General features: G+C 69.7%; 17 protein-coding genes and 2 tRNA genes. 10 read left to right on the forward strand and 9 right to left on the reverse strand.

Annotated features, from left to right (window positions below; translation table 11 throughout):
* Nucleotides 1-119: 119 nt before the first annotated feature.
* Nucleotides 120-620, reverse strand: a complete 501-nt coding sequence (locus tag ACFVJX_RS03850; RefSeq protein WP_384124272.1) for a hypothetical protein — start codon at nucleotides 618-620, stop codon at nucleotides 120-122.
* A gap of 186 nt (nucleotides 621-806) precedes the next feature.
* Between ACFVJX_RS03850 and ACFVJX_RS03855 the strand changes: the two genes are divergently transcribed.
* Nucleotides 807-1,538: a phosphotransferase family protein gene (locus tag ACFVJX_RS03855; protein ID WP_384124270.1), complete on the forward strand. Its 732-nt coding sequence runs from the start codon at nucleotides 807-809 to the stop codon at nucleotides 1,536-1,538.
* Here the strand turns inward: ACFVJX_RS03855 and ACFVJX_RS03860 are convergent.
* Complete coding sequence (locus ACFVJX_RS03860) at nucleotides 1,519-2,223, reverse strand: alpha/beta hydrolase (protein ID WP_384124268.1); 705 nt, start codon at nucleotides 2,221-2,223, stop codon at nucleotides 1,519-1,521. The genes ACFVJX_RS03855 and ACFVJX_RS03860 overlap by 20 nt on opposite strands.
* Nucleotides 2,224-2,358: 135 nt before the next feature.
* Between ACFVJX_RS03860 and ACFVJX_RS03865 the strand changes: the two genes are divergently transcribed.
* Nucleotides 2,359-2,547: a hypothetical protein gene (locus tag ACFVJX_RS03865; protein ID WP_384124266.1), complete on the forward strand. Its 189-nt coding sequence runs from the start codon at nucleotides 2,359-2,361 to the stop codon at nucleotides 2,545-2,547.
* 86 nt (nucleotides 2,548-2,633) lie between these two features.
* Here the strand turns inward: ACFVJX_RS03865 and ACFVJX_RS03870 are convergent, their stop codons facing one another.
* Nucleotides 2,634-3,527, reverse strand: a complete 894-nt coding sequence (locus tag ACFVJX_RS03870; RefSeq protein ID WP_384124264.1) for an AraC family transcriptional regulator N-terminal domain-containing protein — start codon at nucleotides 3,525-3,527, stop codon at nucleotides 2,634-2,636.
* Nucleotides 3,528-3,632: 105 nt separating this feature from the next.
* Here ACFVJX_RS03870 and ACFVJX_RS03875 point away from each other — a divergent pair, with 105 nt between their 5' ends.
* Complete coding sequence (locus tag ACFVJX_RS03875; RefSeq protein ID WP_384124262.1) at nucleotides 3,633-4,430, forward strand: SDR family NAD(P)-dependent oxidoreductase; 798 nt, start codon at nucleotides 3,633-3,635, stop codon at nucleotides 4,428-4,430.
* A gap of 337 nt (nucleotides 4,431-4,767) precedes the next feature.
* Complete coding sequence (locus ACFVJX_RS03880) at nucleotides 4,768-5,052, forward strand: hypothetical protein (protein ID WP_384124260.1); 285 nt, start codon at nucleotides 4,768-4,770, stop codon at nucleotides 5,050-5,052.
* Between the two features lie 410 nt (nucleotides 5,053-5,462).
* On the opposite strand, the gene ACFVJX_RS03885 is transcribed toward ACFVJX_RS03880, so the two are convergent.
* Both ACFVJX_RS03885 and ACFVJX_RS03890 read right to left on the reverse strand, forming a co-directional pair.
* A complete protein-coding gene (locus tag ACFVJX_RS03885) occupies nucleotides 5,463-5,606 on the reverse strand; it encodes an NUDIX domain-containing protein (protein ID WP_384124259.1) in 144 nt (47 codons plus the stop codon).
* A gap of 84 nt (nucleotides 5,607-5,690) precedes the next feature.
* A tRNA-OTHER gene (locus ACFVJX_RS03890) sits at nucleotides 5,691-5,795 on the reverse strand.
* A gap of 108 nt (nucleotides 5,796-5,903) precedes the next feature.
* Between ACFVJX_RS03890 and ACFVJX_RS03895 the strand changes: the two genes are divergently transcribed.
* Both ACFVJX_RS03895 and ACFVJX_RS03900 read left to right on the forward strand, forming a co-directional pair.
* Nucleotides 5,904-6,173, forward strand: a complete 270-nt coding sequence (locus tag ACFVJX_RS03895; RefSeq protein WP_384124257.1) for a barstar family protein — start codon at nucleotides 5,904-5,906, stop codon at nucleotides 6,171-6,173.
* Nucleotides 6,174-6,343: 170 nt separating this feature from the next.
* Nucleotides 6,344-6,736 (forward strand): hypothetical protein, encoded by a 393-nt coding sequence (locus tag ACFVJX_RS03900; RefSeq protein ID WP_384124255.1) that lies wholly within the window; start codon nucleotides 6,344-6,346, stop codon nucleotides 6,734-6,736.
* A 101-nt stretch (nucleotides 6,737-6,837) separates the two neighbouring features.
* Here the strand turns inward: ACFVJX_RS03900 and ACFVJX_RS03905 are convergent.
* A tRNA-Val gene (locus tag ACFVJX_RS03905) sits at nucleotides 6,838-6,912 on the reverse strand.
* Between the two features lie 217 nt (nucleotides 6,913-7,129).
* Between ACFVJX_RS03905 and ACFVJX_RS03910 the strand changes: the two genes are divergently transcribed.
* From ACFVJX_RS03910 to ACFVJX_RS03925, 4 genes are all read left to right on the forward strand, one after another.
* Nucleotides 7,130-7,918, forward strand: a complete 789-nt coding sequence (locus ACFVJX_RS03910; RefSeq protein WP_384124253.1) for a DUF4097 family beta strand repeat-containing protein — start codon at nucleotides 7,130-7,132, stop codon at nucleotides 7,916-7,918.
* 71 nt (nucleotides 7,919-7,989) lie between these two features.
* A complete protein-coding gene (locus tag ACFVJX_RS03915; protein ID WP_384124251.1) occupies nucleotides 7,990-9,366 on the forward strand; it encodes a hypothetical protein in 1,377 nt (458 codons plus the stop codon).
* A gap of 215 nt (nucleotides 9,367-9,581) precedes the next feature.
* Entirely contained in the window at nucleotides 9,582-10,277 is a 696-nt protein-coding gene (locus tag ACFVJX_RS03920) for a DUF4383 domain-containing protein (RefSeq protein ID WP_384124249.1), read from the forward strand.
* Nucleotides 10,278-10,286: 9 nt separating this feature from the next.
* Entirely contained in the window at nucleotides 10,287-10,520 is a 234-nt protein-coding gene (locus ACFVJX_RS03925) for a zinc ribbon domain-containing protein (protein ID WP_384124247.1), read from the forward strand.
* A 107-nt stretch (nucleotides 10,521-10,627) separates the two neighbouring features.
* On the opposite strand, the gene ACFVJX_RS03930 is transcribed toward ACFVJX_RS03925, so the two are convergent.
* From ACFVJX_RS03930 to ACFVJX_RS03940, 3 genes are all read right to left on the reverse strand, one after another.
* Nucleotides 10,628-11,290, reverse strand: coding sequence for an O-methyltransferase (locus ACFVJX_RS03930; RefSeq protein ID WP_384124245.1), 663 nt, complete (start codon nucleotides 11,288-11,290; stop codon nucleotides 10,628-10,630).
* Nucleotides 11,291-11,460: 170 nt separating this feature from the next.
* On the reverse strand, nucleotides 11,461-12,297 hold the full coding sequence (locus ACFVJX_RS03935) for an HAD family hydrolase (protein WP_384124394.1): 837 nt from the start codon (nucleotides 12,295-12,297) through the stop codon (nucleotides 11,461-11,463).
* Between the two features lie 179 nt (nucleotides 12,298-12,476).
* Complete coding sequence (locus tag ACFVJX_RS03940; RefSeq protein WP_384124243.1) at nucleotides 12,477-15,191, reverse strand: phosphoribosyltransferase; 2,715 nt, start codon at nucleotides 15,189-15,191, stop codon at nucleotides 12,477-12,479.
* Nucleotides 15,192-15,260 lie beyond the last annotated feature (69 nt).

Below are 15,260 nucleotides of genomic sequence, written 5' to 3' on the forward strand. Positions count from 1 at the left end.
CGGGTCCGCCGAGTCCGCCGAGTCCGCCGGGTCCGCTGAGTCCGCTGAGTCCGCCGGGTCCGCTGAGTCCGCTGAGTCCGCCGGGTCCGCCGGGTCCGCCGATCGGATCGATCCACAGATCACCCACCCGGCCCGTCTCCGGCAAGGAGTACCGCGAGACTCACAACAGGACAGCCGAGCAGGACCGCCAGCACCCGACGCTGCCGCTCCGTCAGGGAAGAGGGGACCGTGAGGAAGACCGCCACATCCGCATCGGTCCGGGCACAGAGCTCGGCCGCTTCGCGGACCTTCCCGTAACTCATGAGAGTCCGCGAGGAGTAGGGCAGGCCCATCTTCTCGGCCCCACCGCCCGAAACACCCCTCCGTTGCACGATCCGCCCCACGACCCGGCCGCCGAGCGCGGTCACATCGGCGACCGCAGAATCCATGAGGTCGGCGAAGTCCTTCTGCTTGGCGGAGAAGTAGCCGACGACCACCACATCGGCACCCGCGACTGCCGGAGATCCGGTATCCCCCGAGACCGAGCGGCCACGAGCTGCCTGCGCGGACCCCGCCCCGGAAGCGGGACGCGGTTCCTGGCTGCGCCCGCGCATGCGACTGCGTCTGCCGTGCTGATGCATGCCCCACAGGCTAAGCGTCTGCCTCCGACGGCGATAAGAGATATCCCGCTGCCCGCCACCGAACAATGGCCACCGAACAAAGTCCACCGGCCAAAAGCCACCAGCCGCAGGCCACCAAACGCAGGGCCCCAAACGCAGGGGCACCAAACGCAGCCGGGCGGAGCTACCGCCGGTCAGAATGGCCCGGTGAAGAAGGAGATCCCCCTGCCCGGCGGCCGTATCACCCAGGGCGTCGTGCGGGTCGGAGACACGGTCCGGCGCCCCGTCGGCGCATCCTCGGCGTTTGCCGCCGCACTGCTCGAACACCTGAAGACCCAGGGCTTCACCGGCGCCCCGCACCACCTGGGCCACGACAGTGCGGGCCGCGATGTCCTCACGTACGTTCCCGGCTGGGTGCCGGCCCGGTTCCAACGGTGGACCGACCCGCAAGTGGTGGCGGCCGGAGCCTTGTTACGGGGACTGCACGACGCCACCCGCTCCAGCGCACTGGCCGGAGCACACCAGGTGGTGTGCCACCACGATCCGGGCCCCAACAACACGGTGTTCCGCGAGGACCTCCCCGTCGCCTTCATCGACTTCGACACCGCCGCCCCGGGCGACCCGCTCGAAGACCTCGGCTACATGGCCTGGACATGGTGCATCACGTCCAAGCCCGATGCCCCGCACGCCGCCGCACAGGCCGCCCAGGTGCGAGTTCTCGCCGACGCCTACGGGCTCCCGGACCAGGCGCGTGCGGGCCTCCTCGACGCGGTCCTCGCCCGTCAGGCCGGCAACGCCGGCTGGTGGCACGCGCAACGGCACGCACCGGGACCCAGGATCGCCACGGTGGATCAGATCGCCGAACGAGTCGCCTGGTCCCACCGCGAGCACACATTCACAGCCGCCCACCGCCCGGAGTTCATGGCAGCTCTGCGCTGAGCCGCCCACCGTCGGCCCGCAGCAGGCTCCGCAGCACGCAGACGACTCTCCCGGGTTCGCTGACGAACGGCGAGTGACTCGTGTCCCAGGTCAGCACGGTGGAACAACGCCTGCTCATCGCCAGTTGCACACCGGGATCGACCGCACGGTCCCGAGTGCAGACGACGTAGGTGGAGGGCGTGCTCCGCCACGCTTGACGCAGCGGCACACCACGGCCGCACCCGGGCCCCTGCACCCGCAGCAGGGACGCCGCCCAGGCCGCGCGCTCACCGGAGGCATCGCCGTAGAACACCGCCACGGCGAGCGCCGGATCCACATGCGTGGCGCCGCGCGCTTCCCCACCCCCTCCCCCGTTCCTCACGACCGCGGAGACGAGGAGGTCGGTCGAACCGCCGAGCGAGGCAGCACTCTCACCTTCCGCTGGCACGAACGCAGCCAGATACACCAGGTGCCCCACGCCCGTCAGACCGGTGATGACCGAGCCGCCGTAGGAGTGGCCCAGAACCAACGGCGGCTCGCTCATGGAGTCGACGACCGCCTGCACGGCTTCGGTATCGGCATGAAGCGACCCGCGATGCAGCTCAGGCACGGAGACTTCGACTCCGGCAGCTCGCAACGCCCCCGAGACCAGATCGAAGTGGCGCGGTTCGTGGTAGAGACCGTGCACCAGAACCACGCTGTTCATGAGGATCCCCGGGCGCGGGACCATCCACGCGCACGCCCGTCGCGCACTGGGCTGTCGCGCACTGGGCTGAGGAGCACTCGGCTATCGCGCACTCTCGGTGAACCGTACGGACCAGGCGTAACCGCTGAGGTTGTCGTGCGAAACGCGCCGGACCTCTCTGACCTGGCATCCGTCATGCGCGTACTTATGGGCGAACCGGTCGAGGCGCTGCGCGTCGGTCAGATCTTCCATGGACAGTGGCGCTCCGACTACAAGGTCTTCGTGAAGGACTGGATCCGGCGCATCGACGTCCGCGCAGGCCGGGCAGTGGTGCGTTTTCGGTAGGGCCATGGGCCCAGTGTGCTCCCTACTCGGCCGACCTGACGCCACGAGCCGGATCGGCAGCTCGGCAGGGCGCCGTCGCCCGGCTTTCAGTTTCCCGATGCGCGCAGCTGTTCTCTGAGGCGCGAAGCATCCGCGGCGGGCGTTTCTCCGTAGAGGAGCCGGTAGTCGCGAGAGAAGTGGGGGGCGCTCCGGTAGCCGACCGCGGAGGCGGCCTGCACTGCGGACTCTCCGAACACGACCATACGGTGGCGGGCCTCACCGAGCCGAAGGCGCTTGAGGTACTGCATGGGAGTCATGGACGTCGCCTCCCTGAACCGCCTGAACAGCGTCGCTTGGCTGGTCCGGACCGCCGCGGCGAGCGTGCTCATCGACCATGGTTCGGCCATCCGGTCCGTGAGGAGGCGCACGACGCGTGGTGCGACGGGGTCGTGGTCGTCGACCGCGGTGAGGACCCTGGGCGCCTGATCCGTCTGCAGGAGACGAAGGACGATCTCCCGTGCGACCAACGGGCCGAGGATCGGGATGTGTTCGGGTTCGTCGAGCAGGGCGACCAGGCGGGCGAACGCGTCGGCCAGGGCGGGTGACCATCTGCCGAGTCGATCCACCGCCTGCGACGGACGATCGCCGCGCGGCATCGCGGCGGCGACTTCCGCGACGAGGGCCGGAGCGAGTTCCCACCTGGCCGCCAGAAAACCGCGCTGCCCGTCCGCCTCCACGACACCGGAGACGACAGGGAGATCGACCGGCGTGATGATGAACCGGTCGCTGCCCCAGACCTGGTCGTCGTCGCCGACGATTGAGCGCTTCCGTCCGGCGAGGACGACCGACAAGGACGGTGTGTAGCGCTGGTACCCGAGCCCGGTCGGGGCGGTGACGTGGCTGAGCCGAAGCCCGAGCTTTTCCGCCCGTGCCCGGTCTTCCGTACGCCGCAACACAACATCGGCCGCACGGTCGAGGGCTTGGGCAGTCGCTTCGTCCATATGGCCATCCAACCTCATCCCGTCCGACAGGGCCCTGCGCGATCCGGCAAGGGAATGACCGTTTCAGGCAAGAGAAACGATGACCTGGAGTACGAGCATGGAGGCATGCGAACGAATGAAGAACTCCTCTCCTCCCTCCCCGCCGACAACGCGCTCGCCGGGCGCACAGCACTGGTCACCGGGTCATCGGGCGGGATCGGTGAGGCCATCGCCCGGGTCCTCGCCGCTTCCGGCGCCGAGGTCGTCGTCAGCGGCCGCGACACCGGTCGGGCACAAGGCGTCGTGACCGCGATCGGCAAGGCCGGTGGGCGGGCGCACGCCCTCACCGCAGACCTCGGCGCCGAACCGGCCGAGATCCGCGCCTTCGCCCAGCGGGCCGAGGACGCACTCGGCGGAACCGTCGACATCCTCGTCAACAATGCGGGCGTGTACCCCGGCTCCCGGAGCGAGACGGTCACCGACGACGAGATGCAGGCACTCTGGGCAACCAACATCCGCGCTCCTCACGTTCTCGTCGCGAGCCTCGCACCGCGCATGGCGGAACGCGGATCCGGCGTCATCGTGAACATCGGCTCATGGATGGCCCGTGTGGGCGTCCCGTACAAGGCTCTGTACCCGGCGACCAAGGCGGCGGTCGAGCAACTGACCCGGGCATGGGCGGCGGAGTACGGCACGCGCGGCGTCCGGGTGAACACCGTCGCGCCGGGCGCCACTGCCACGCGGGGCACCTCGAAGAGCGCGGATCAGCTCGCAGAAATGGCGAAGGGGACCCCCGCGGGCGCCCCCGTGCGCCCCATCGACATCGCATACGCGGTGCGGTATCTCGCTTCCGACGAAGCGCAGTTCATCCACGGGGCGACGCTCGACGTGGACGGCGGGATCGCGGCAACCCGGCTGCGATGACCCCTCGCCGGCCTCGTACCGCCGCCGGGACGCGTACCGAGTCGCGCCCGCAGGACAGAAACGGCGACGGCCGACCGGAGCGTTACCGAGACCCGCGCCCTGCTCACCCGTATACCCGGCGAAACCCAGCGGCCGGTCGCGCGATCACGCACGCCCGAGCGACCCGTCGAACACTCCGTAATGGAACTGTCACAGCCCTGCACGTCGCTCTCACCTGCGCTGCAATGCCCTCACGGCATTTCGTCCACCGGGAGAGACCATGAGCAACCCGTATCAGCCCGCCGGGCAGGGCCCGAGCCCGTACATCACCACCCCGCTTCCAAATGCGCGACCTCGCATGTTCGGCTCCACCCTCGCCAAGGTCGTCTGGATCCTGCTCCCGCTCGTGACGATCGGCATCGGTGCGGCGATCCCCTTCGTCGTCGCCACGGTCAAAGGGGTCATCAAGCCCTGGGTGGCCATCACTTACGTCGTCGTCGAGGTGGCCGTCCTCGGCATCGCTACGGCGGTGGATTCCGATGGCGACAACTCGTTCACAGGCCTGCTGCTCATCCTGTTGATCGCCACATCGGCCACGCACACAGCCCTCCTCGACAACGAGAAGGTGACCATCGGCAAGTAGCCTCAGCCGGAGGCAAACAGCACGTCCAACCTGCCGGCGCTACCGGGGATTCGGCACGTAGCCAAGACCAACCGGCCTCGGCACGCAGCCGAGGCCAACCGGCACCTCAGGCGGCCCGTCCCTCCGTACACCGGCAAGCAGCTCTGGCAGCTGCGGCGGCGGCCACAACGGCTCCGCGGCACCAGTCAGATCATCCGGCGTCCACCATCGCCGGCGCAGAATACTGTCTGCCGCATCAGCGGCAGCAAGGTCACCGGCCGGATCTCGGTGAGGAGCATGCGCGAGGAAAATGTGCTCATGCTGCCGGACGGGGACTCCGGCTCGGGTGAACCGTGCTCCCAGACGCAGAACACGGTACCGATTTCGACATCGACGCACCCGGTCTCCCCGCGCAACTCATGCTGAGCTGTCTACAGCGGCGTCTCACCCGGCTCCATGCCACCGCCCGGCATCGCCCAGTGGACACGGACCTCCTCGTTGTCATAGCGGAACACGAAAACCGCTCCGGCGGAGTCCAACACCGCGACTCCCGCCGCCTGTCTGGGTATCCGCATCGGCACACCCTGCCAGAGCGATCACACCCGAGCCGACGCAGACGCCGAAGGCCCCCAACCATGATCGGTTGGGGGCCTCTGCACTGGTGGGCGCGGGCAGTTTCGAACTGCCGACATCTGCTTTGAAAGCCTGGCAGCAGTCCCTAAATCGTTTGAGCTGGTCGAGAGGCACACGACGGCACTGCGCCCGACGCGTATGCCTGAGCCCTTACGCACTCCGATTGGCCGGGGCTGACCGCTCGTTCTGGCACGGATCTGGCACGCAGGCCCCCGCTGGCCCATGCAAGGATCGCAAGCATGCTCACCATCGACGTCAGTTCTGTGACCGACGAGCGCGGACTCCATGCAGCACTCGCGCGGGCACTGCACTTCCCTGGCTTCTACGGCATGAACTGGGCCGCATTCTGGGATGCGATCACCGGCCTGGTCGAGATCCCAGACCACCTGCGCTTCGTAGGCTGGGAACACCTGAGCAACCGTGTTCCGGGCGGGGCCACCATGCTGCGACAGGCGATAGACCGCTATCAGCAGCAGTACCGGCCGCAGTTCCTCGCCGAGTACACGTAGAGCACTGTAAGCCCCTCGATTCGAACCATCGGCGTGACGGTCACTGAGGTCTGTCGGCCTGCCCACGCGGGGGCTGGGGACCAGCAACGGTTGCTGATAGTCGCTGTGGTTGCGTACTTCTCTGCTGTACCGCTGGCCGTGGGGATGGACCAATACGGGATGGTGGAACTGTGAGTGCAGGCAGCCGCGGAGTGCTGGGGGCCGTGGGCTCGGCAGCCGATGGAGTCGAGCAACTACGCACCGGCCTGGTCGAGCCAGCCATCGCCCTCGGCTGGCAGGTAGCCGTGCCCCTGACGCCCACTGCCGGCCGATGGCTTAGGGCGAACGGCGAGTTGGAACTCCTGGAGACACTGACCGGCCTGCCCGTGCGGGATACACAACGCCTGCCGACTGAGCCTCGCCCACAGCGTGAGCTGATGCAGCGGATGGGCCACTCGTCTGTGCGCGCCGCGCTGATCTACCAACACCTGGTGAACGGCCGCGACCACGCGATCGCCGCTCACGTCGACGAGCAGATCAGAAAGGCCCGGCCAGCAGAGCCCGACGACGTATCTGGCACGTAAGTGGCACGACTCCCACTCCCTCGCCGGAATCACGGAGGAACGAACAAGGCCCAGGCTCTCGGCTTACCGCCGATGACCTGGGCCTTTTCTGTATGTCCTGCTGGTGGGCGCGGGCAGTTTCGAACTGCCGACATCTGCTTTGTAAGAGCAGCGCTCTACCCCTGAGCTACGCACCCGTGGATGAGGCAACAGCGTACATGGACTACGGCCCCTGGTCACAAACGGTTGCCGGCCCCAGCAGCCGGGGTGGGCGGGGGTGTGTGGGAGGCGGGGGATATCCCTACCCCGCATACGGTAGCCGTCCCGATTCCGCCGGGAGTCGGTGCCCGCATACCTTGAGCGAGAGCGCAGAGCAGTGAAGCGACCGGCGCACGACCTGGGGGAACGATCACCGTGGCATTCCGAACCGGCACCCGCACCCGCACCCGAAGCCGCACACTCGTCGCGACCGGCGGGGCGCTGATTGCCGCCGTCGTTCTTACGGGCTGCGGCAGTACGGACGCCGATGACGCACCCGTCGAGCACAAGGCGTTCGCCTTCAGCGGGAAGAAGCTGACCATCGATACGGACAACACGAGTCTGGAGCTCGTGCCTGCCGATGTGAAGGAGGTCGAGGTGACCCGGCAGGTCGATGGGTGGGTGGTGCTCGGGAGCGGGCCCGAGGCCCGGTGGAAGCTGGAGGGCGACACGCTGACGCTGAAGGTGAAGTGCGATGCCATGATCAGTAACTGCGCGTCCAGGCACCAGGTGAAGGTGCCGCGCGGGGTGGCGGTCACCGCGCGGGGGGACAACGGGAAGATCGAGGCGTCCGGGTTCGACACCCCGCTCGTCCTGCGATCCGACAACGGCAAGGTGACCGTGCGTGACTCCAGCGGGGCCCTGAAGCTGGGAAGCGACAACGGCGCCATCGTTGCCGAGGGGATCTCCGGTTCGTCCGTGACGGCCGACTCGAACAACGGGTCCGTGCGGCTCGGGTTCACTGCCGTACCGACGTTGGTGGACACCGTCAGTAACAACGGGAAGGTCACCATCGAGCTGCCGGGTGACAGCACCACGTACGCGGTGAGTGCCAGGACCGACAACGGGAACACCTCGGTGGAGGTACCCCGCAGCGACGACAGTCCTCATGTGGTGAAGGCCCGGAGCAACAACGGGGAAGTCACAGTGCGAAGCGCGAACTAACCGGCCCGTGTGTTCGTCCTTACCTGGTGGGAGAATGTACCGGGCAGGGCGAATCGGCACGGGAGAGGGATGTGACGGCGACACACGCGAAGCCGCAGGCGAGAGCGGGTGCGAGTTCCGCCGTCAGAGACGTCCGAGATGTCCTCGTGCTGATGCTGCTGCCGGTGCCACTACTCGTCCGCGCGCTGCCGGCGGCCTTCGCCGGTGGCGGTACGCGGCGCTGGTTCGGCGGGCGCGGCGAGGGGCAGCGGGCCGAGGCGCAGGCGGCGAAGGATGCCGCCGCCGAGGCTTTCTACGAGCTGGACACGGCCCAGCGCGATCTGCAGATCTCGATAGAGACGATCACCGCGGTGGACAGCTCACCGGCCGCGCGCAAAGCCGTCGACGACTTCGCCGCCCTGGGGCGACGCATCGACGAGGCCAGTCACGCCTACATCACCGCCGTCGACGCGCACGATCTGGACCGCGACGATCTTGAGCCGTCGATCGCCACGCAGGCCAGGAGCCAGCTGTCCTCCGCCAAGGACGATCTCGTACGGGTCAAGGGCGAGCTGGACCGTTTCGCGGCCGGTCTGGGGCCGCTGCTGGGCAGTGCCGAGACCCAGCTCGCCCGGCTCGCGCCCGCTGTGGAGCGGGCGCGACAGGCGCTCCTGTCCGCGAGCAATGCTCTCGACAAGGTGCGGGAGTCCGGACTGCGAGCGGATGATCTCGCGGCGCGGCTCGCCGCCCTCGCCCCCGAGCTGACCAAGCTCAACCAGGGCGCCGGCCGGCACGGCGTGGCCGAGACCATCCAGCGCGCCGATCAGGTGCTCCGGGATGCGGAGGCCGTGCGGGCCGAAGCGGACCAGTTGCCCGAGCGGGCCGCCGAGATCGATCGTCGGCTGGTGTCGCTTCGTACGCGCGCTCAGGCTCTGACCACGCGGTCGGCTTCCGTCGAGCCCGTGCTCAGCGAGTTGCGGCGCCGGTTCTCCGCCGCGTGCTGGCAGGATCTTCAGCCGGTGCCCGAGCAGGCGGCGGTCAATGTGCGCCAGGCCGAGGAGAAGCTGAAGGAAGCCGTGAAGGCGCGTGACGAACAGCGCTGGGCCGATGCGACCTCCCGGCTGAGCACCGTACGGGCCCTGCTCAACGCCACGGACGAGGCGGTGTCCGCGGCCGGTGACCGGCTGCAGCGGCTTGACGCCGTCGCCAAGGACCCGCAGCAGGAGATCCAGCGGACCCGGTTCGCGATCCGGGACGCCCAGCGGCTGGCCATGGCCGGGCGCAACACCCCCGATCCGCGCCACGCCCGCCCCCTGGACGACGCGGTGGCCCGGCTCGACCAAGCCGTCACCGGTCTCGAAGGGCGTCATCCCGACTACTGGCACTTCCTGACCGTGACGGAAGGCGTACGGCAGAGCGCCTCTCGCGTCGTCTCCGAGATCCGCGGGGAACTGGGAGCCGGGACCTGATCAGTCCCCCTGAGCCTCGCCACTGAGCCTCCCCCGTGGGCCGCCCCCCCTGGCCTCCCCTTTGGGCCGTCCGCCTGTGCCCCCTCGGGCCGCCCCTTGGGGTGGTCTTCTTGTGCCGTCCCCTTGTGTCGTCCCCTTGATCCGTTCGTCCGGCGCTGACGTGCGCCTCGCCTCCCCCGGAGCCATCCTGGTATTACCCGAAGGAGGCCCACTCCATGGCCAGTCACGTACTGCGTCCCGCTCGAAGGCCGGCTGCTCACCGTAAGACCAAGGTCGCCCGGATCGATGAGCACCTGCCCGTCGACCACCGGCTCAGCCGCGTCTACCGGGGCGGGGCGGGGCTGATGGGTCTGGTCCTGCTCGCCTTCGGCATTCTCGGGCTGATCGACAAGATCGGCTTCTTCGACACCGGCGGCGACACCGTCGCCGGTCTCAGCACCAATGGCGCCCTCAGCGTCCTGTCCATCTGTGTGGGGCTGCTGCTCTTCGTCGGCATGATGGTCAGCGGCAACTTCGCCTCGACGCTCAACATGGTGCTGGGCATCCTCTTCATCCTCAGCGGATTCGTGAATCTCGCGCTGCTGGACACCGGGCTCAACTTCCTCGCGTTCAAGATCCAGAACGTGCTGTTCAGCTTCGTCGTCGGTCTGCTGCTGATGATGTTCGGGATGTACGGGCGGGTCAGTGGCGGGCTCCCCCACGACAATCCGTACTGGCGGAGCCGCCATCCCGAGGAAGCCGCGGACGAGGAGCGCCTCGAACGGCGACGGAGGCCGGTCGAAAGGATGCCCGTCGTGGTCCGGGCGTCCTCCACGCCGCCGTCCTCCACGCCCTCGGCCTCCGCTCCCCCGTCCTCCACACCTCGTCCTCGGAGCGCCAGGCTCAGGGCCTTTCTGGCCCGCGGCCGATAGCCTGAGCACATGCCTCGTTACGAGTACCGCTGCCGCTCCTGCGGACACACGTTCGAACTCCGTCGCCCGATGGCCCAGTCCTCGGCACCCGCCCCCTGCCCCGCCGGGCACGAGGACACCGTGAAGCTCCTCTCCACCGTCGCCGTCGCTGTGGGCGGCTCGGCGGGTTCCGCGCCCGCACCCGCGCCGTCGGACGGTGGAGGCGGTGGCGGTGGCTGCTGCGGTGGGGGCTGCTGCGGCTGAGCCGACGTCGGCGGGCCGCGCCCCACGGCCCGCGTTCGCTCGTTCGCTCGTTCGCTCGCTCGCTCGTCAATGCTTGCGCGAGGATCAGGAACGCTTGCGCCCGAGCGTCAGGAACGCTTGCGCGAAATCGTCAGGCCGTCCGAGACCGTGAGCAGCACGCTGTCCATCCGCGGGTCGGCGGACACGTGGTCGTTGAACTCCTTGATGGCCGCTGCTCCGCCGGTCGCCTGCGGCTCGGTCACGCGCCCGTGGAAGAGCACGTTGTCCGTGGCGATGACGCCGCCCTGGCGCATCCGGGGCACCAGTTCCTCCCAGTACGGGATGTAGTTGCCCTTGTCCGCGTCGAGGTAGGCGAAGTCGATGTGGGGTTCGGTGGGCATCGCGCGCAGTGTGTCCAGGGCCGGGGCGATCCGCAGCTCGATGCGGTCGGCGACGCCCGCCTTCTCCCAGGCCTCGCGACCGTAGGCCGTCCACTCCTCGGAGACGTCGCAGGCGATCAGCCGTCCGTCGGCGGGCATGGCCTGCGCCATGGACAGGGCGGAGAAGCCGGTGAAGGTCCCGACCTCCACGATGTGGCGGGCCCCGGTCAGCCGGACGAGGAAGGCCAGCAGTGGGCCCTGTTCCTCCGCCGACTGCATGCCCGCGTGGTCCGGCAGCTTGGCGTACGTGGTCTCGACGAGCTCGCGCTGAACCGCGTCCAGCGGCGGGTTGTGCGCCAGCATGTACGCGTACAGCTCGTCAGTGATCTTGGTTTCGTTTCCCTTGGTCATCGCTCAACTTCCTGGTCGGCCGAGTTCCCCCCGGCGGGCGAGAACGCGGTGACTGTAGCCGCCGGATGCAGCCGGCTCGAGTGAATTCGGCGGCGTGGCGGGCGGGATGGCGTTCCTGTCGCAGCCGCGTGGCACGGCGTTCCCGTCTCACGCGGCCCGGCGTTCCCCTGTCACGCGGCCCGGCGCAGTCCCGACGTCAGAAGGAGGCGTCGCAGGATCTCCTCGCCCGCGGCCACGCCCCGCTCGGCGGTCGCCTCCACGTGCGGGGCGCTCCAGTCGGCCTCGGCCAGTTCACCATGGCCCGGGCGCCAGCCGTGGTCGGCGGCGAGCAACAGGTCGGCGTCAAGGAGGGAGTCACCGGCGGCGAGGGTGAGCGTTGCGCCCGTGCGGCGGGCGACCTCGCGCATCGCCGCGCTCTTGGTAAGCGGGCGCGGTACGGCGTAGATCTTGCGTCCCTGGAGCGAGACGGTCCAGCCGCGCGGCTCCGCCCACTCGGCCAGCTCCTGCCTCCAGTCCGGCGGGAGCAGCGCACGGTCGACGACGAGGTAGGCGAAGAGGTCCTCGGCGACCCGTTCCTTGAGCAGCCAGGCGGGATCGGCGGCGGACACGAGGTGGGCGCGGACCTCCGCCAGCGAGGCGCACTCGTCGGCCAGCCGGCCGGCCACGGTCCGCTGCCAGTCCCGGTCGGACTCGCCGTCCACCAGGATGTGGCCGCCGTTGGCACAGATCGCGAACCGGGCCGCGGGTCCCGGTAGGTGAATGCGGTGGTACTGCTCGCGGGTCCGGGTGGTGGTCGGTACGAAGACCGTGGTGCGGGCCAGTTCGGCGAGGAGTTCGGCGGCCGTCTCCGTGACGTACGAGAGCGGCTTGTGGTCGTACACCTCGACACAGAGCAGCCGGGGGGCCTCCGCGTCCGGCATCGGGAGTTGGAGGGCCGCCGCCGAGTAGATGAGCGTGCGGTCGAGGTCGCTGGCGACCAACGTCACCGGGGAGGCCGGGCGGACGATCGGCTGGTCGGATGGCTGAGCCGGTGGCTGGACGGTCGGCCGAGAGGGTGATTGAGGGGATGGCTGGACGGCCGGCCGAGCAGGTGGCTGAGGGGATGGCTGGACGGCCGGCCGACCAGGTGACTGAGGGGATGGCTGGGCAGTCGGCTGCGCGGTCGTCGGGGAGACCATGGGGGAGGTCACTTGGAGTCCACCGCCTTGCCGTCCGCGCCGGTCGCCCCGCGCGTGTACTTGGGGTGGATCAAGCCGACGCATGTGTACGGGAGTTCGTCGACCTCCTCGACCGGTACGCCGCGCTGCTCGGCCAGCAGCCTGATGTGTTCCAGGTCCGAGCCCGCGCCCCGCTTGGCGAGGATCTTCCACGGGACCCGGCGCAGCAGCACCCGGGTCGTCTCGCCGACGCCCGGCTTGACCAGGTTCACGTCGTGGATGCCGTACTCCTCGCTGATCCGCTCCACCGCCGCCCAGCCCTCCCAGGTGGGTGCGCGGTCGGCGGTGAGCAGCTCCTTCACCTCGGCGTCCACGGCATCGACGACCTCGTCGAAGCGGTCGGTGACGGTGTCGAGGAAGTGGCCGGACACATCGGATCCGGCGAGCTCGCGGTAGAACTTCGCACCGTGGAAGTCGTCCGGACCGACCAGGTCGGAACGCAGGACCGTACGGGAGATCAGCCCGGAAACCGTGGAGTTGAGGCAGGCTGACGGGATCAGGAAGTCCTCGCGGGTGCCGTACGTGCGGACGCAGCCGCCTGGGTCGGCCAGGACCGCGATCTCCGGGTCGAAGCCCTCGGTCCCGGCGGCCTCTTCGAACTCGGCGATGGCTGCGGCCAGTTCGCGCGTGATGGCACCCTTCCCGGTCCAGCCGTCGACGAAGACGACGTCGGCCGGGTTGTGGTGGGCGGCCAGCCAGCGCAGGGCGTTGGCGTCGATGCCCCGGCCGCGCACGATCGACACGGCGTAGTGCGGCAGCTCGACGCCGTGCCGGTGCTGGGCCCAGCGGCGCATCAGTACGCCGACGGGGGTACCGGCCCTGGCCAGCGAGACCAGCACGGGCCGCGGGCCGCGCTCCGCCAGGACCGTCTCGGTGACGGTGCCGACGGCGCGGGCGATACGGGCGGCCGACAGGTCCAGGGCCGCCTTGAACAGGTCCTGGTACTGGTCGGACGGCTGGTACTCGACGGGCAGCGACTCGGCGTAGTGCGCGCCGCCGCTCTGTATCGCCTCCTCGCGCTCCTCGGTGGGCGCCTCCAGCTCGGTGCCCGAGAGGTCCTGGAGCAGCCAGCCGACCTCGTCCGGCGCGTATGAGGAGAAGGCGGGACCGCGGAGGGGCTCGGGCAGCATGCGGGGTTCTTCCTGGCGTTCGGGGGCGTACGACGGAGTGGGGGCCGCGGGCGGGGCGGGGACGGCGGACGTCTCGTCGGCCGGTACGTACGAGGGGACGACCGCGAGCAGGACCTGGGCGGTGTGCGGGGCGAGCTGCGCCAGCAGGCCATCGGGGGCGTGCAGTTCGGGTGTGTCGGCGGTGGAGTCGACGACGACCACGACGGCGTCGAAGCCGGCGCCCGCGACGTTGTACGCGTACCGGTCACCGGGGCCGTCGGCCGGGTCGTCGTGGGCCGGGAAGACCAGCCGGGTGCGTATCGCGTAGCCCGGGTCGTCCACCGCGAGGACCGGCGAGCGGGTCGTCGTGGAGTAGCGGACCTCGGCGGCCATGCGGTCCTCCAGGGCGGTGCCCAGGCGCAGCGGCGCGTACATCAGCTCCTCGAAGCCCAGGACCAGTACGCGGCGCGCCCCGTCGTCCAGCGTCGCGGCGATGCGGTCCGCCATGGCGGGGAGCGCCGGTTCAAGAATCGCCCGGTGCGCGGGCGTGAAGCCGTGCCGGCCGCCGTCGGGGACGCCTTCGGGCCAGCGCAGGTCCACGCGGGCGGCCGGGCGGGGGGCTGGGCCGGGAGCTGGGCTGAGGGCCAGGAGTGGGGCTTCGGACGTCTGCTGCGCAGCCTCCTCGGCCGTGACCAGCGCCTGCCCCTTCTCCAGGACGCCTTCCGGAAGGCGGACCGTGCCGGAGTTCCTCGCCACCAGGTCGACGCGGGCGCCGATCTCCGCGGCGAACTCGGCCAGTCGCCCGCGGTCCTCCGGCGAGCGCATGTCGACCAGGGCCACGATGACGTAGCGGTTGCGGGGGTAGCGCTCGTGCAGGGCCCGGATGGTGTTGAGGACGGTGTTGCCGGTGGAGAACTCGTCGTCGACCAGCACGAGTACCGCGTCGGACGAGTGCGTATCCCCGGAGCGGGCGGAGAAGCCGACGTCAGTGGAAGCACCTGTGGAAGCACCTGTGGAAGCACCCACATCAGTGGCACCATCAGAAACACCCGCACCACCGGAAACACCCGCACCACCGGATGCGCTCACATCGGCGGCACCACCACAGACTCCCGCACCACCGGAACCGCCTCTGCCGCCCCCGTCTCCCGCCAGCAGCTCCGGGTCCTCCGGGAGCAGCAGGTGCGAGGTGGCGTGGGAGTGCGACTCCTCGAAGCCGCCCGCCCGGGCCACGCCCTCGACGGGGCGCCGGGTCGAGTGGAGGTACGGTGCGGTGCCCAGACCGTCGGCGACCGCGTGGCCCAGGCCGGTGGCCGTCTCCGCGTAGCCGAGCACGACCGCGCGGCCGGCCCCCGTCTCGCCGAGCAGCTCCCGTACCCGGCGGCCGAGCTCGAATCCGGCGCCGTAGACCACCGAGGGGTACTGCGGCACGTGCTTGCCGAGTACGTGGGACACCAGCAGATGCGCCCGCTTGGGGTTGCGCCGCAGGGCGAGGCCCAGCAGTTCACGCAGCTCACCGTCGCCCACGAGCTCGACGCCCAGCCGCTCCGCGACCCAGCTACCCGACCACACCACGTTCGCCGTCTCTTTCCTCGCTGCGCGACCCGCTCATCAGGGCGCGCTCGGTGTCGTACTCCGTGCCGT

Source organism: Streptomyces sp. NPDC127177, assembly GCF_042672475.1.
In the GTDB taxonomy this organism is placed as follows: domain Bacteria; phylum Actinomycetota; class Actinomycetes; order Streptomycetales; family Streptomycetaceae; genus Streptomyces.

Bases quoted from the DNA above. Each gene is read 5' to 3' on its own strand.
- ACFVJX_RS03850 (WP_384124272.1), bottom strand. From the start codon at position 620: ATGCATCAGCACGGCAGACGCAGTCGCATGCGCGGGCGCAGCCAGGAA.
- ACFVJX_RS03860 (WP_384124268.1), bottom strand. From the start codon at position 2,223: ATGAACAGCGTGGTTCTGGTGCACGGTCTCTACCACGAACCGCGCCAC.
- ACFVJX_RS03870 (WP_384124264.1), bottom strand. From the start codon at position 3,527: ATGGACGAAGCGACTGCCCAAGCCCTCGACCGTGCGGCCGATGTTGTG.
- ACFVJX_RS03875 (WP_384124262.1), top strand. From the start codon at position 3,633: ATGCGAACGAATGAAGAACTCCTCTCCTCCCTCCCCGCCGACAACGCG.
- ACFVJX_RS03880 (WP_384124260.1), top strand. From the start codon at position 4,768: ATGTTCGGCTCCACCCTCGCCAAGGTCGTCTGGATCCTGCTCCCGCTC.
- ACFVJX_RS03885 (WP_384124259.1), bottom strand. From the start codon at position 5,606: ATGCGGATACCCAGACAGGCGGCGGGAGTCGCGGTGTTGGACTCCGCC.
- ACFVJX_RS03895 (WP_384124257.1), top strand. From the start codon at position 5,904: ATGCTCACCATCGACGTCAGTTCTGTGACCGACGAGCGCGGACTCCAT.
- ACFVJX_RS03920 (WP_384124249.1), top strand. From the start codon at position 9,582: ATGGCCAGTCACGTACTGCGTCCCGCTCGAAGGCCGGCTGCTCACCGT.
- ACFVJX_RS03925 (WP_384124247.1), top strand. From the start codon at position 10,287: ATGCCTCGTTACGAGTACCGCTGCCGCTCCTGCGGACACACGTTCGAA.
- ACFVJX_RS03930 (WP_384124245.1), bottom strand. From the start codon at position 11,290: ATGACCAAGGGAAACGAAACCAAGATCACTGACGAGCTGTACGCGTAC.